The sequence below is a fragment of the Mesorhizobium sp. B1-1-5 genome (genome assembly GCF_006443065.1).
Taxonomy (GTDB): domain Bacteria; phylum Pseudomonadota; class Alphaproteobacteria; order Rhizobiales; family Rhizobiaceae; genus Mesorhizobium.
Map to the genome: position 1 here is coordinate 1 of NZ_VFWS01000128.1, position 14565 is coordinate 14565.

The following is a 14565-nucleotide window of genomic DNA, read 5'->3' on the forward strand; positions in this document are numbered from 1 at the left end:
GAACGTCTATTTCGGCTGAGGGCGAGCGGACTTCGTCATTCTATGGCGGAGCAAGGAGCGAAGCGACGCGCGCAGACGTTGGAATCCACCTAAGAGCGTCGGGGCGGTCCAGATAGCGGCGCCTCTCAACCTCGTCATCCACGGGCGGAGCGACGCGAAGCGGAGCGCAGACCCGAGGATCCATTCCGTGACCTTGGCCGAAGAGCGCAGCGGAGCAGAATTCCGCACCGTGAGCGGCGCTCATATGTCACGGAAAGGATTCTATGGTCTGCGCGCGTCGCTTCGCTCCTTGCTCCGCCATAGAATGACGACGGGAGGAACAATCCGACCAGTCTCCAACGTTGCGATTGCCAACTCGGCTTACACAATTGTCAGCGCTGCCAAATTCGATTTTCAGGTCGGCGCACCCCCAAACTCTTGCAGCAGCCCCCCGCTTTCACCACATCTGTCGCCGCAGGCCGGCGTGCGAGGACGCGCGGCCAAGGAGCGGCTGATGGCGCAAGGTACCGGTTTCGACTTCTTCGGCTTCGGCGACAAGCTCGCCGGCGAGGGCGAGGTGCGCGAAAAATTCTGGCGCACCGCCAAGAAGGCGGCGCGGCAGATTCCGTTCATGGACGAGGTTGTCGCCGCCTATTATTGCGCCATGGACAAGGACACGCCGCTGCGCGCCAAGGGTATCCTGCTCGCCGCGCTCGGCTATTTCGTCCTGCCGGTGGATTTCATCCCCGACTTCATCTTCGGCCTCGGCTTCACCGACGACCTTGCCGTGCTGACCGCGGCGATCACGGCCGTCAGCGCCCATATCACGCCTGCCCACAGGCAGGCCGCCAAAGACGCGCTGGCGGACAAGAGCTGATCCCGGCACGCTTCAGCCCGCAAATCGGCGCGGGCGAAAAGACAAACTCTTGCCGTTTTCGTGGCATCCAACTCCGCGCCGGGACGTCGCGCCGGCATCAATCCACGATGGCGGCGCGGATGGTGGCGGTTTCCTGGGGTGGGTTCCTTTTCTTCGAGGACAATTCACCGTTTGGTAACCCTGATTAAATCAAAATGAAGCGACGGCAGGACGCCACGCGGCCCGCCTCCGCACCATTTGGAATACGGGAAGAACGATGCGCGGATTGATTGCTATAGTTTCCAGCCTGGTCCTGGCGGCCTCGGCGGCGCCGGCGTTGGCGCAGCAGGCAACCAAGATCGGCCAGCACAACGCCTGGGGCACCTACAGCTATCAGTCGGCCGCCGGCAAGGTCTGCTATGTGCTGACCGTGCCCACCGACAAGCAGCCCCCGTCGCTCGACCATGGCGACATGTTCTTCTTCGTCAGCCAGCGGCCCGGACAGCAGGTCTCCTACGAGCCGCAATTCATCGCCGGCTACAACTTCCAGGAAGGCTCGAAGGCCACGGTTACCATCGACAAGAAGAGCTTCTCGATGTTCACCCGCGGCAAGTCGGCCTGGGTCGAGAACGCCGCGGAAGAGCCGGTGCTGATCGCCGCCATGAAGACCGGCTCCGACATGAAGGTGCAGGCCAAGTCCGGCCGCGGCAACCCCACTTCCTACGTCTTCTCGCTGAAGGGCATCTCGGCCGCGCTGGCCTCGATCGCCAAGTGCAAATAGGCTGGCGGAGCAGGACTTACCGATTTGACCGCGATCCTTGGCTGCGCGGCAACGCGTTGGCAGAAACCGCTATGGTCATCGTCAAATCGCTAGGACTGCGCCATATGGCTCCGTGACGCCGGACCGTTTCGTCTGACCGGATCGCGCTTCGAGTTATCGCGAGCAGCCATGCCCCAGGAACATCCCGCTGACCGGCCCAGTCTGGAACTTTACGAGCCGATCGACGTCCTGAAACCCGTCGCTCCCGATCTATGGATCGTGGACGGGCCACAGATCGGCTTCGGCGTCGGACCGTTTGAATTTCCCTTCACCACCCGCATGACGGTCATGCGGCTTCGCAATGGCGACCTGATCGTGCATTCGCCCGTGGCGCTGACGCCCGCGCTCCGGTCCGCGGTCGAGCTTTTGGGGCCGGTCCGCTTCCTGGTTGCGCCGAATTCGCTTCACTACTGGTGGCTCCCCGACTGGAAGGCCGTTTTTCCCGGCGCGGAGGTTCTCGCCGTGCGCGGCCTGCGGGAGCGGGCGAAGCGTCCGATCGCGGTGGACCGGCTGCTGGTGGGACGCGGCTCACCCTGGCCGGCCGAGGTCGACCTGTTGGTGGTGCGCGGCGACGTCCTCACCGAGGCGGTGCTGTTTCACCGCGCCTCGCAAACGCTGGTCCTCACCGATCTGATCGAGAACTTCGAACCGGGCCGGATTCACAGTTGGTTTCTGAGGCTCATCGTCAGGCTCGCCGGCGCGGCCGATCCGGACGGCAAGGCGCCCATCGACATGCGGCTGAGCTTCTTTCGCCGTCGTCGGACCTTACGCGCGGCGGTTGACCAGATGCTCGCCTGGCAGCCGGAACGCGTCATCATCGCGCATGGCCGGTGGTATGACAAAGACGGCACCGCCGAGCTCAGGCGCGCGTTCCGTTGGGTCTTGTGACGACGACCCACCTTCGAAGCTGCTAGGCTTTCACCGCTTCGCTCGTCTCCGCACGTCGCCGCCGGATCGCCTCGGCGATGAAGACGCGCGACAGTGCGTGGTAGAGCGGTTCGTTGGAGATAAGCCGCGCCGTGCCGTAGCCCAGCATCGCCGCGCACATCAGCGCGATCACATTGTCGTGGTTGCCGGTCATTTCCAGTATGATGACGAAGGCCGTCATCGGCGCCTGCACGACGCCGGCGAAATAGCCGGCCATGCCGAGCAGCGCCGCGGTTCCCGTGGCCGTGCCGAAGACCAGGCCGAGCGTGCTGCCAAGGCCGGCGCCCACTGCCAGAGACGGTGCGAAGAGGCCGCCTGGAATGCCCGATACCATCGACAGCAGGCCGGCGGCGAATTTCTCGACGAAGAAGAAGGCCGGCAGCGGCGTGCCTTCGATCGCGCCGCGCGCCTGCACATAGCCGGTGCCGAAGGTCAGCCCGCCTGACGCGACGCCGATTGCCGCCACGGCCAGGCCGCAGACCGCCGCCACGACCAGCGCGCGCGGCAATGGCTGCAGCGCGTTCCAGCGCCGGATGCGGCGCATGACTTTCAGCGCCAAGAGCGAGAACAGCGCGCCGACACCGCCGCCGATGACGCCGCAGGCGAGCACCAGCGGCCAGTCCGTGGCGAAGGCGACCGTGTCCCTGGCGACGCCAAAATAGGTGTAGTTGCCGAGCAGCCCGAGCGAAGCGAGGCCGGCCAGGATCACCGCCGTCAGCACCAGCCCGTTGGTGCGCGCCTCGTAGGCGCGGCCCATTTCCTCGATGGCGAAGACGATGCCGGCAAGCGGCGTGTTGAAGGCGGCGGCGATGCCGGCGGCGGAGCCTGCCAGGATCAGGCCGCGCGCCTGCGCCATGCCGCCCCAGCGCGCCGCCTGCAGCATCAGCGAAGCGCCGACCTGCACTGTCGGGCCCTCGCGCCCGATCGAGGCGCCGCAGGCGAGGCCGACGATGGTCAGCGCGATCTTGCCCACCACCAGCCTGAGCGACAGGATGTGGCTGCGATCGTCCTCGTCGCGCAGATGCCGCGCCGCGATCGCCTGCGGAATGCCGCTGCCTTGCGATCCCGGAAAGAAGGAATGCGCAAGCCAGGCGCAAAAGACGAAACCGAGCGGCGTCACGACGAGCGGCAGGTAGAAGCGCCAGCCGCCGTCATTGCCCGTCATGACATGGAACAGGCCTTGCGCCCGGTCGGCGAGCAATGCGAACAGGACGCTGATCAGGCCGATCGAGATGGCGCCGGCCCAGAAGACGAGGCGCGGCTGCCAGACGCGCCGCGACATCCACATGGCGTGGGAACGCCGCAGCATGCGGGATTTTCGCGATATGCCGGCCATGACCGTCCTCTTGATGGTCACCCGCCCTAGCACACTCGCCGGGTCGATCAACCCGCGAGTGCGAGCCCGACGCTATGTCAGTCAGGTCGAGGAGCGGTGCTCAAGGGAACGTTACGGATGGCGGATAACCCGCCGGCGCACCGGCCGGCGGGGAGGTCGGCACGCAGGATCGGCGAGGTCACATCGCCATTTTTTCACATTCGGCCTGGGCCTTCTTGGTCGACGTGTCGACCATGTAGGCCTTGCCCTTGGCGTCGGTGATCATCATCATGCAATGCTTGATCGGCTTGGCCATCTTCATCATCTCGGCGCTCATCTTGGCGTCCGGCATCATGGTGCCCATGTGGCCGTCCGGCATGATCGCGGTGACCTGCCCGCCCTTCATCATCGTCATGGCGCCCATCGTGTCCTCGGCAAGGGCTTGCGAGGCGCAAAGACCGGCGAGGCCGGCAATAAGCGCGAACTTGATCGAGTGCATTGAACAACTCCCATTGTTGAGGGGCATGGTCGCCCCTTTCAGGTTCGCGCACGCGTTTCGATTGATTACGCCAACACGAAGATGTGATCGGTTTTTGAGGGCGATCGCCAGTCGCGGCCCCTCCTTCTCCCGCTAGCGGGGTCCGAAGGACGGGCGAGACCCGCGGCTCGCCCCGGGCGGTGGATCGGCGCGCAGCGCCGAGACGGATGAGGGGTGTTCCAGGGAACACCAACGCCTCACTCCGCTGGAGCACCCCTCATCCGACCGAGCTTCGCTCGGCCACCTTCTCCCACAAGGGGAGAAGGGCAAAGCGCACGCATGACTCCGGCGCCGAGCTGTGCTATGCGCCGCGCTTCCTGGCGGCCGGTGCTGAAATCGGCCGCAAATCGCTTATATTGGCGCCACCATGACCGTTTCGCTTGATCTTACCGCCGAAGGCGCTCGTGATGCCTTGCGCCGCGCAGCACCGGCCGAGAAGCCGTCGCTGATCGGCCTGACCCGCGCCGAGCTCGGCGAAGCGCTTGTCGACGCCGGCATTGTGCCCGAGCGCCAGGCAAAAATGCGCGCCCAGCAGCTCTGGCACTGGATGTATGTGCGCGGCGTTTCCGACTTCGCGCATATGTTCAACATCTCCAAGGACCTGCGCGCCGCGCTCGACAGGCATTTCACCGTCGCCCGGCCCGAGATCGTCGAGGAGCAGATCTCTGCCGACGGCACGCGCAAATGGCTGTTCCGCTTTCCGCCGCGCGGCGCCGGCCGTCCCGTCGAGATCGAGACGGTCTATATTCCCGAGGAAGGCCGCGGCACGCTCTGCATCTCCTCGCAGGTCGGCTGCACGCTGACCTGCTCCTTCTGCCACACCGGCACGCAGAAGCTGGTGCGCAACCTCACCGCCGAGGAGATCCTGGCGCAGCTGCTCACCGCGCGCGACCGCCTCGGCGATTTCCCCGACCGCGACACGCCGGACGGCGCCATCGTGCCCGCCGAGGGCAGAAAAGTTTCCAACATCGTCATGATGGGCATGGGCGAGCCGCTCTACAATTTCGAGGCGGTGAAGAAGGCGCTGCTGATCGCCTCCGACGGCGACGGGCTGTCGCTGTCGAAGCGGCGGATCACGCTGTCGACCTCCGGCGTGGTGCCGGAAATCTTCCGCACCGGCGAGGAGATCGGCGTGATGTTGGCGATCTCGCTGCACGCCACCAATGACGACCTGCGCGACCTGCTGGTGCCGATCAACAAGAAGTTCCCGCTGAAGGAGCTGATAGCCGCCTGCAAGGCTTATCCCGGCCTCTCCAACGCCAAGCGCATCACCTTCGAATATGTGATGCTGAAGGATGTCAACGATTCCCTCGACGACGCCAAGGCGCTGGTGAAGCTCTTGAAGGGCATTCCGGCCAAGATCAACCTGATCCCGTTCAATCCCTGGCCCGGCACCAACTACCAGTGCTCGGACTGGGAGACGATCGAGAAGTTTGCCGACTACATAAACAATGCCGGCTATGCTTCGCCGATCCGCACCCCGCGCGGCCGCGACATCCTCGCCGCCTGCGGCCAGCTGAAGTCGGAGTCCGAGCGCATGCGCAAGGTCGACCGGCTGGCGCTGGAAGCCATGATGATCGCGGGACACGGCGAGGCGTGAGGCGCATCATCGCCTATCTCATTCGCTTCGCCGTCATCCTGATCGGCTATGTCGTCGCCTCGCTGGCGGCGAGCGCCTTCCTCAACATCCTGATCCTGGCGCATCTGGGCTACACCCCGGCCAATCCGGAGCCGACGGCCACCGCATCGCTCTATTTCTCGGTGCCTTTCGTGGCGCTGTTCGTCGCCTATTTCGCCTTCATGCCGGCGGCGCTCGTCATTTTGATCGCAGAAGTGCTCGGCCGGCGCGACTGGCTGTTCTACGCGCTGGGCGGCGCCATCATCGCCGTCGTCTTCCTCGGCTTCGTGCATAATGTGGGCGACGCCAATTTCGATGTCACCGAAACCAATGCCCGGCTGGCCGTGATCGGCGCCGGCATGGTCGGCGGCATCTTCTACTGGCTCTCCGCCGGCCGCTGGGCCGGAAGCTGGCGGCGCGAGGCGCTGCCCGATCCGCTGGCTTAAGCGTGGGAACGTGCCGGCCAGCCCGCCGGAACACTCACTGGCGCATGCCGGAGCAGCCTATCCGATAACGATCACCTTTCCGGTGATGGCTCCCTCGACGCTCTTCGCGTAGGCAAGACCGACCCGTTTCGAAGAAACGGGTTCGTGGCCGGGAAACCATTCTCCATAGCGCGGCACGGAAACGTCCAGAAGCCCCGGGCTCACCACGTTGATACGCAGACCACGCGGCATTTCGATTGCCGCGCCGACGACGAAGCCGCCAAGAGCGCCATTCGCCGTCGCAGCCGCCGCCCCCGTTCGGATTGGATCGCGGTCCAGCACGCCGCTCGTCAAGGTGAAGGATCCCGCCTCGTTGACGATATCAAGTCCCGCCAGGACCAGATTGACCTGCCCCAGCACCTTGTTCCTGAGGCCGAGCATGAAACTCTCTTCCGTATAATCGTGCAACGGGCTGAAATGAACGTCGCCTGCTGTCGAAACGACGGCGTCCACTTTGCCGCAACTTGCATACATGGCATCGACCGATGCGCGGTTCGCCATGTCGACCCGGACATCGCCGCTGGAGCGCCCTGCCCTGATGATCTCGTGGCGACTTTCCAGCTCGGCGCACACGGCTTTGCCGATGTCGCCCTCGGCACCGACAACGACAATCCTCATGACGCCGCGATCTCGTCATAGCGCTTCAGCTTGTGCGCAAGGATTTCGGCACAACGGTCCAGGACCACGCGTTGCTTGTCGAGCTGTTCGGAGTGGCCCAGAAGAATTCGCCTTCGCTCTGGGATCGTTTCGTTGCCCCTTTGGTAGAGGCACGCAAAGTACCGCATCGTTTCCATCCGCATGCCGGTGTCGCGCAGGGACGACAGCAGGACGAGCCAATCGACGTCCACCGCCGAAAAGCGACGCTTGCCATCTCTTCCGCGTTCGACCGGCGGAAGCAGCCCCGCCTTTTCATAGTATCGGATGGTATCGATACTGAGTCCGCTGGTGGACGCAGCCTCTGAAATCCGCATGCCTTGCCCTTGGTTTACACTGTGCAGACCAGGCTACCGTCCTGGAGTAACTCCAGGTCAAGGACTTTTCTCTGAAACAGCGCCGGAGGGGCGATGGAAGCCTACTTCGCCTGCGCGGTCAGGATCTTGAGCGCGAAGGCCGAGAACACGCCGCCGAACAGGTAGTCGACCACACGCGTCACCCGCGGGCTTGCCTTCATCGCCGCCGAGAACTTCTCCGCCGCCAGCACCATCGGCGCCGTCACCGGGATCGACAGCACGATGAACATCACGCCGAGGAAGAACAACTTTCCGGACGCATTCGGATCGTGCGCGGAGACGAATTGCGGCAGAAAGGTCATGAAGAACAGGATGATCTTGGGGTTGAGCAGGTTGACCCCGAGCCCGGCCGCCCAGCTGCGAAATAAGGAAACCTGCGGTCCCGTCCTCTTTTCCGGCGAAAAGGCCGAGCCTTTCGTCACCGCTTGAAAAGCCAGGAACACCAGATAGCCGGCGCCAAAAATCTTCAAGATGAAGAAGGCCATCGGCGAAGCGACGATCAGCGCCGAGATGCCGACGACCACCAGGGTGGTGTGGATCAGTGTGCCGCAGAGCGCGCCGACCATGGAGGCAAAGCCGGTGGCGCGGCCCTGGCTCAGCGTGCGCGACACGAACAGCGTCATGTCCGGCCCAGGCGTGATCGCCAGGATCACCGTGGCGATGGCGAACTGGATCAGCGTCGAAGTGTCGGGAATGAAGGACATGGGGAAGCCCCTGCGGGAAGACTGGTTTCTATAACGCAGCTGCCTTGCCGATGCCAGCGACTGGTCGGCGCAGCCTCTGGTCCAGCATTGGCAACAACCAGCCTCCAGGACGCTTTCTTCAGGCAATCGTTGATGTCGGCGCCGCCCCTCATTGCCGTGCCGGGCATTTCTCCCCGTTTACGGGAAGAAAGAGGCCGGCCGCAACCTTGGCGCATCCCTGCAACGTTGGAGATTGGCGAAAGCGACGATGACAGCCCCCTTCTCCCCGTTCACGGGGAGAAGATGGCGGCAGCCAGATGAGGGGCGGCGCAAACGTCCAAAGATTTCTAACTGCAGCCTCTGAGCCATAGCACGCGGCCGTTCGTCTCTTGCGCCGCCCGGAAAGGCCGTGATACCTCGCCCGCGAAGTTATTTTCCCGCGGAACCGCCAAAAATGTCCAAAACCAAGAACGTCAAGAAAGTCGTGCTCGCCTATTCCGGCGGCCTCGACACCTCGATCATCCTGAAATGGCTGCAGACCGAGCTCGGCGCCGAAGTCGTCACCTTCACCGCCGATCTCGGCCAGGGTGGTGAGCTCGAGCCGGCGCGCCGCAAGGCCGAGATGATGGGCATCAACGACATCCGCATCGTCGACGTGCGCGAGGAATTCGTCGCCGACTTCGTCTTCCCGATGTTCCGCGCCAACACCGTCTATGAAGGCACCTATCTGCTCGGCACCTCGATCGCCCGGCCGCTGATCTCCAAGCATCTGGTCGAGATCGCCAGGGAGACCGGCGCCGACGCCATTGCCCATGGCGCCACCGGCAAGGGCAACGACCAGGTCCGCTTCGAGCTTTCGGCTTACGCGCTCAACCCCGACATCAAGGTCATCGCGCCGTGGCGCGACTGGTCGTTCAAGTCGCGCACCGACCTTCTCAACTTCGCCGAGCAGCACCAGATCCCGGTGCCGAAGGACAAGCGCGGCGACGCGCCCTTCTCGGTCGACGCCAACCTCCTGCACTCCTCCTCCGAAGGCAAGGTGCTGGAGGATCCGTGGAGCGAGCCGCCGGAATTCGTGCATCAGCGCACCGTCTCGCCGATGGACGCGCCCGATGTCGTCACCGAGATCGAGATCGAATTCCTCAAGGGCGATCCTATCGCGCTCAACGGCAAGAAGCTGTCGCCGGCCACCATGCTGGCGGCGCTCAACGACCTTGGCCGCGACAACGGCATCGGCCGCCTCGACCTGGTCGAAAACCGCTTCGTCGGCATGAAGTCGCGCGGCGTCTACGAGACGCCCGGCGGCACCATCCTGATCGCCGCCCACCGGGCGATCGAATCGATAACGCTCGACCGGGGTGCTGCCCACCTCAAGGACGAGCTCATGCCGCGCTATGCCGAGCTCATCTACAATGGCTTCTGGTTCTCGCCCGAGCGCGTCATGCTGCAGGCGATGATCGACAAGAGCCAGGAGGACGTCGAAGGCACCGTGCGGCTGAAGCTCTACAAGGGCAATGTCATCGTCACCGGCCGCAAGTCGAAGAAGACGCTCTACTCGGATGCGCTGGTCACCTTCGAGGACGACCGCGGCGCCTACGACCAGAAGGACGCCGAGGGCTTCATCCGGTTGAACGGATTGCGGCTCCGGACATTGGCGGCAAGGACCCGCAAAGGCTGAAGCTGCTAGTCTCCCCCCTGCGGGTGAGATATCCTGCAGGGCGCTGTCCTGCCCACCGGTTCTTCGTCATTCTAGGGCGGAGCAAGGAGCGAAGCGACGCGCGCAGACCCTAGAATCCATGCCGTGACGGTCGAGAGCCACCACGGTTCAAGGCGTTCACCAGCCAACCCCGCGAAAGAGCTCGAACCACTCCGGATTGCTCTTCTCGATCAGTTCAATCTTCCATTGCCGTGGCCACCGTTTCAATGACGTCTCACGCTGGATGGCATCGGTGATGTCGAAATATTCCTCGTACCAGACCAGACGCAGCACACCGTAACGGCTGGCGAAGCCGGAGCCTTGGCCGGTCTTGTGCTCGGGATCCGACGCGCGAGGTCGTTGGTGACACCGATGTAGATCGTGCCGCCTTTCTGGCTTGCTGTCATGTAGACATAGCCGGTCATCTGGCGATCTTGGCTGGCGCCGTTATCGGCGGCTATTCTGGACCGCTGCATTCTCCGGCCAATGTCACGGAATGGATTCTAGGGTCTGCGCGCGTCGCTTCGCTCCTTGCTCCGCCCTAGAATGACGAAGCACAGGTCGCCACCCACGCGCAAGGACCCCCTCTGTCGCCTGCGGCGACATCTCCGCCAGGGCCCCGAGGGAAGTGATTCCCACCTCCCGGTTTTCGCCAATCTCCAAGCCAAAAAAGCCCGGCGCGTGGCCGAGCTTTTCCGTGGAATGACGATCTCGATCAGTCCGCGTCAATCGCCTCGGCTATTTGGGCGATCGCCTGTTGGTAGACGCTTGCCGAGTTCCAGCCCGCGATCGCGCCCATATTGGCCTCGTAGCTCGCGCCGGCATGCCAGCCATGCGCCTTGAGATAGTTGGCGGTGGAAGCCAGCGCCGTATTGCGGTCGCGCAGGTTTCCGCTGCCGACGCCATATTTCAGCACGTTTCCGGGCAGGAACTGGGTGTGGCCGATCTCGCCATGCATGGCGCCGACCGAGGAGGCGCTCAGCGCGCCGCGATCGACCAGCTTCAGCGCCGCGATGGCGTGCGGGGTGAAATAGTCCGGGCGGCGGCAGTCATAGGCGAGCGTCAGGATGGCCGACACCGTGTTCTGGTTGCCCATCGAGGCGCCGAAGCCGGTTTCCATGCCCCAGATGGCGAGCAGCACGCCCGGCGGCACGCCATAGGTCCGCTCGATATTGGCGAACATCGCCGCGTTGGCCTTCTTCAATGCGCGGCCTCTCGAGATGATCGCGGACGCCCCGCGGCGTTTCATGAAAGCCTCCACCGAGCCGCTGAAAGCCTTGTGGATGGCGCGATCGGCCGAAATCGTCCTTGTCGCGTAGGTCGCCCCCTCCAGCGCCGAAAGCCCCCTTTGGCCGACGCCTTCGGCCTTGGCCTCGGCGGCAAAATCCTGCTTCCAGGCGTCGAAGCCGGCGCCGTTCTTGCCGCAGCTGGCCGCGGCTTCAGCGCCTGTCGCCAGCCCAAGCATCGCCGCCACCGCCGCGGCGCCCGCGAAAATCCTTCTTTTGGCAAAAAATGCCATGTCCTTCTCCTGGTTGCCTTGAATCACGTCCCGGTGGCGAATTTGCCAGCGAAACGCCCGATTGTCACCGCCCTCGCTGGGGACGTGACACCGGACACTGGCGAAAGAAGGGCAATTTGCCTGCGATCGGCCATCAGGTGTGGCGGGCTTGCCTCATGAAAGACGTCGATGTCGTGCTCATTGGCGCCGGTCCGGCGGGACTTACCGCGGCTAAAGCGCCTTGCGCCCGCTCACGCCGTTTTGACCGGAACCCCGAGAAATCGTGGAACAAATCGTGAGCGGCGGAAAGGCGCTTTAGCCGGAACGCATAAGCCTTGGTTTCGTTTCCGACCGCGAGGGAGAGTGGAAAAACGGAGTGAAACCATGAAACGCGTACTGTTTCCGGCGCTTGCCGGCGCGCTGTTCGCCATGTCGGGCGCGGCCTTGGCCGACACTGCCGTCTCGGCGGTGGCCGATCTCAATGTGCGCGCCGGCCCCGGCCCGCAATATCCCGTGATTGGCGTGCTGGCCGCCGGCCAGTCGGCAACGCTCACCGGCTGCATCGAGAACAGCAAATGGTGCACGATCGCCGAAGCGGGCGGCAATGGCTGGGTCTATTCCGACTATGTGACGGGCGATTTCGGCGGCAGCCGCGTCGTGCTGACACGCCGGCCGGCCAATGCCGGCATCGCCGTCGTGTCGCCGCCGACCGATAACATCTACACCACGGATAGCTACACCGGCGCCATCGTTCCCGGCGACGACACCATCGAGTCGATCGGCAGACCGCCGGCCGAGGTCGGCACCTATGTCACCACGCACCGGGTCGATCCGGTCTATCTCGAGGGCGAGGTGGTGACCGGAGCCACGCTGCCCGACACGGTCGAACTGCGCGAGATTCCCGATTACCGGTATCGCTATGTTTATGTAAACAACCAGCCCGCGCTGGTCGACCCCGGCACGCGGCGCATCGTCTATGTGATGCGCTGATTGTGGCCAAGAGACAAACGGCCGCCGGGATGGCGGCCGTTTGCTTGCGTGCTGGTCGCTCACGGTTGCGTGCAATCCCGCATAGCCGCACACGTTCGGGATTGGCGAAGCGTCCGAACTTCGTCATCCACGGGCGAAGCGGGAGCGAAGCGGACGCGTAGACCCGAGGATCCATGCCGTTACCTTGGCCGAAGAGCGCAGCGGAGCAGAATTCTGCACTGTGGCAACGCTCGGAAGTAACGGAATGGATCCTCGGGTCTGCGCTGCGTCGCTTCGCTTCTTGCTCCGCCCGTGGATGACGACGAGATGGGCGTTCCAGCTAATCTCCCACCGCCGCGATCGCGCGTTACCGTTCCGTGGTACGAATTCGATGTTCGTGCCCTCAACGCGATCCAGTCAGTCCCGGCTCAAAGCAAGGTAATCGCGCGGTAACCACCGACCTCCTACACAATACAGCCTAAGCCTTCGGCAGGGGAGCCGCGTGACGATCGAAAATGCCGCCTTCGAGCGCTATCGCCGCTCGCCGAACGAAAAGACCAATTTGCTGCGGCTGTTCTTCGGCACGGCAATCGTCATTGCCTTCTGGATGGCGGCGACGGCCGTCGTGCTGTTTGCCGGCACCTATGTCTACGTCGTCTGGCGCCTGCCCGGCCCCTCGACCGGGCAGTATATGCAGGACTTCCTGGCCTCGCCCGTCGGCATCCTCAGCGCGCTGAGCTCCTTTGCCGGCATCTGGATCGGCCTGTGGGTGGCGATGCGCTTGGTACATGGCGAGCCGCTGTCGGCTCTCTTTGGCGTCGGCCGCCGCATCGCGGGCGGAGATTTTCTCAAGGGCCTGGTCGCGGTGCTGATCACCTCGCTGTTCTCCGAGGTGCTGCTCTATTGGCTGCAGCCGGAGATCGCGCGCGGACCGATCGCCCTCTCGTCCTGGCTGCTCTTCCTGGTGCCGATCGCGCTGCTCGCCTTCCTGCAGACCTCGTCGGAGGAAATGCTGTTTCGCGGCTATCTGCTTCGCGCCCTCGCTCATCGTTTCAGGAGCCCCCTGGTCTGGGCGGCGCTGCCGGGGCTGCTGTTCACGTCGCTGCACTGGAACACGGCCTCGACGCTGGCCATCAATGCCAGTGTCTTCATCTCGATCGGCACATTCGCCCTGCTGCTGACGCTCCTGGTCTATGTGACCGGCAATCTCGGCGCCGGCTTCGGCGCCCATCTCGGCAACAACCTGACCGGCTTCCTGCTGATCTCGCACCAGGAGGCCTATAATTCCTTCGCGCTGCTCAATGCCAGGCCTCTCGAAGGCCCCGGCTGGACCAATCTGGACGCCGTTCTCATCGCCGCGATCGGCGTCGTCAGCACGCTTTTGACGATGCTGCTGCTTTTGCACCGGCGCTCGCCGCTGCGGGTCGGAGCGACCCGGCAAAGCCCGCTGTGAGGCGCCCCTTATGGCAGCGTTTTGGCAGGGATTCCAGCATAGTTTCTTGACGCATGTCGTTGTCGCAAAACCGCTGCGCACTTTTGCGCGACATGCGTTGGCCTTGACTCCGCGGCCGATTTCCTGTCTAGAGCCGCTGAATTCCGCGACGAGTTTTCTTTCGCGAAAGCCGACCAGGACGCCGAAGCCTCTTTGAGGCGGGCGCTGTAAAGAGATCCTGGAGGCCAACACCCGGCAGCGCAATGCGCCCCCGGGTGCTTTTTGGCTTTGCGCTTTTGCTTGGCGACCCGGCGCGAACGCACTACCTCTCGGTCGAACCCCACCGAGATCAAGGACCGCAGATGTTTGAATCCCTCCAGGAGCGTCTTGGCTCCATCCTGAACGGCCTGACTGGTCGCGGCGCGCTGTCCGAGGCGGATGTCTCGGCGGCCTTGCGCGAGGTGCGCCGTGCGCTGCTCGAGGCCGACGTCGCGCTGGAAGTGGTTCGCTCCTTCACCGACAAGGTGCGCGAGAAGGCGGTTGGCGCCGCGGTGCTGAAGTCGATCAAGCCCGGACAGATGGTCGTCAAGATCGTCCATGACGAGCTGGTCGAGATGCTCGGCGCCGAGGGTGTGGCCGTCGACCTCAACGCGCCGGCGCCCGTCGTCGTCATGATGGTCGGCCTGCAGGGTTCCGGCAAGACGACGACCTCGGCCAAGATCGCCAAGCGGCTGACCGA

General features: G+C 64.1%; 15 protein-coding genes and 1 pseudogene. 9 read left to right on the forward strand and 7 right to left on the reverse strand.

The window, feature by feature from the left end:
* The first annotated feature begins 493 nt into the window (after positions 1-493).
* The 3 genes from FJ980_RS25660 to FJ980_RS25670 all read left to right on the forward strand — a co-directional run bounded on the left by FJ980_RS25660 (position 494) and on the right by FJ980_RS25670 (position 2543).
* A complete protein-coding gene (locus tag FJ980_RS25660) occupies positions 494-856 on the forward strand; it encodes a YkvA family protein (protein WP_095770030.1) in 363 nt (120 codons plus the stop codon).
* Positions 857-1112: 256 nt separating this feature from the next.
* Entirely contained in the window at positions 1113-1616 is a 504-nt protein-coding gene (locus FJ980_RS25665) for an invasion associated locus B family protein (RefSeq protein ID WP_095769999.1), read from the forward strand.
* A gap of 168 nt (positions 1617-1784) precedes the next feature.
* Entirely contained in the window at positions 1785-2543 is a 759-nt protein-coding gene (locus tag FJ980_RS25670) for a DUF4336 domain-containing protein (RefSeq protein WP_140546495.1), read from the forward strand.
* Between the two features lie 22 nt (positions 2544-2565).
* Here FJ980_RS25670 and FJ980_RS25675 read toward each other — a convergent pair whose 3' ends face one another.
* Both FJ980_RS25675 and FJ980_RS25680 read right to left on the reverse strand, forming a co-directional pair.
* Positions 2566-3918, reverse strand: coding sequence for a chloride channel protein (locus FJ980_RS25675; RefSeq protein ID WP_140546496.1), 1353 nt, complete (start codon positions 3916-3918; stop codon positions 2566-2568).
* 178 nt (positions 3919-4096) lie between these two features.
* Positions 4097-4396 carry a hypothetical protein gene (locus FJ980_RS25680; protein ID WP_140546497.1) on the reverse strand — a complete coding sequence of 100 codons (300 nt, stop codon included), beginning with the start codon at positions 4394-4396 and terminating at the stop codon, positions 4097-4099.
* Between the two features lie 406 nt (positions 4397-4802).
* Here FJ980_RS25680 and rlmN point away from each other — a divergent pair, with 406 nt between their 5' ends.
* Complete coding sequence (rlmN, locus tag FJ980_RS25685) at positions 4803-6035, forward strand: 23S rRNA (adenine(2503)-C(2))-methyltransferase RlmN (protein WP_140546498.1); 1233 nt, start codon at positions 4803-4805, stop codon at positions 6033-6035.
* Complete coding sequence (locus FJ980_RS25690; protein WP_140546499.1) at positions 6032-6499, forward strand: hypothetical protein; 468 nt, start codon at positions 6032-6034, stop codon at positions 6497-6499. The genes rlmN and FJ980_RS25690 overlap by 4 nt, the downstream gene beginning before the upstream one ends.
* 57 nt (positions 6500-6556) lie before the next feature.
* On the opposite strand, the gene FJ980_RS25695 is transcribed toward FJ980_RS25690, so the two are convergent.
* The 3 genes from FJ980_RS25695 to FJ980_RS25705 all read right to left on the reverse strand — a co-directional run bounded on the left by FJ980_RS25695 (position 6557) and on the right by FJ980_RS25705 (position 8252).
* Entirely contained in the window at positions 6557-7156 is a 600-nt protein-coding gene (locus tag FJ980_RS25695) for a short chain dehydrogenase (protein ID WP_140546500.1), read from the reverse strand.
* Positions 7153-7509: a MerR family transcriptional regulator gene (locus tag FJ980_RS25700; RefSeq protein WP_140546501.1), complete on the reverse strand. Its 357-nt coding sequence runs from the start codon at positions 7507-7509 to the stop codon at positions 7153-7155. Before FJ980_RS25700 ends, FJ980_RS25695 begins: the two co-directional genes overlap by 4 nt.
* Before the next feature lie 101 nt (positions 7510-7610).
* On the reverse strand, positions 7611-8252 hold the full coding sequence (locus FJ980_RS25705) for a LysE family translocator (RefSeq protein WP_140546502.1): 642 nt from the start codon (positions 8250-8252) through the stop codon (positions 7611-7613).
* 433 nt (positions 8253-8685) lie between these two features.
* Between FJ980_RS25705 and FJ980_RS25710 the strand changes: the two genes are divergently transcribed.
* Positions 8686-9909 (forward strand): argininosuccinate synthase, encoded by a 1224-nt coding sequence (locus FJ980_RS25710; protein ID WP_140546503.1) that lies wholly within the window; start codon positions 8686-8688, stop codon positions 9907-9909.
* A 156-nt stretch (positions 9910-10065) separates the two neighbouring features.
* On the opposite strand, the pseudogene FJ980_RS25715 reads toward FJ980_RS25710, so the two are convergent.
* Both FJ980_RS25715 and FJ980_RS25720 read right to left on the reverse strand, forming a co-directional pair.
* A pseudogene (locus FJ980_RS25715) lies at positions 10066-10352 on the reverse strand (GIY-YIG nuclease family protein).
* Positions 10353-10642: 290 nt separating this feature from the next.
* Complete coding sequence (locus tag FJ980_RS25720) at positions 10643-11446, reverse strand: lytic transglycosylase domain-containing protein (protein ID WP_140546504.1); 804 nt, start codon at positions 11444-11446, stop codon at positions 10643-10645.
* Positions 11447-11809: 363 nt separating this feature from the next.
* Here FJ980_RS25720 and FJ980_RS25725 point away from each other — a divergent pair, with 363 nt between their 5' ends.
* The 3 genes from FJ980_RS25725 to FJ980_RS25735 form a co-directional block, all read left to right on the forward strand.
* The gene (locus tag FJ980_RS25725) at positions 11810-12415 is read left to right on the forward strand and encodes a DUF1236 domain-containing protein (RefSeq protein ID WP_140546505.1); all 606 of its coding nucleotides are present in this window, start codon (positions 11810-11812) and stop codon (positions 12413-12415) included.
* A gap of 481 nt (positions 12416-12896) precedes the next feature.
* Positions 12897-13847, forward strand: a complete 951-nt coding sequence (locus tag FJ980_RS25730) for a CPBP family intramembrane glutamic endopeptidase (protein ID WP_140546506.1) — start codon at positions 12897-12899, stop codon at positions 13845-13847.
* A gap of 341 nt (positions 13848-14188) precedes the next feature.
* A partial coding sequence (locus FJ980_RS25735) for a signal recognition particle receptor subunit alpha (RefSeq protein ID WP_181181306.1) occupies positions 14189-14565 on the forward strand: 377 nt, incomplete at its 3' end.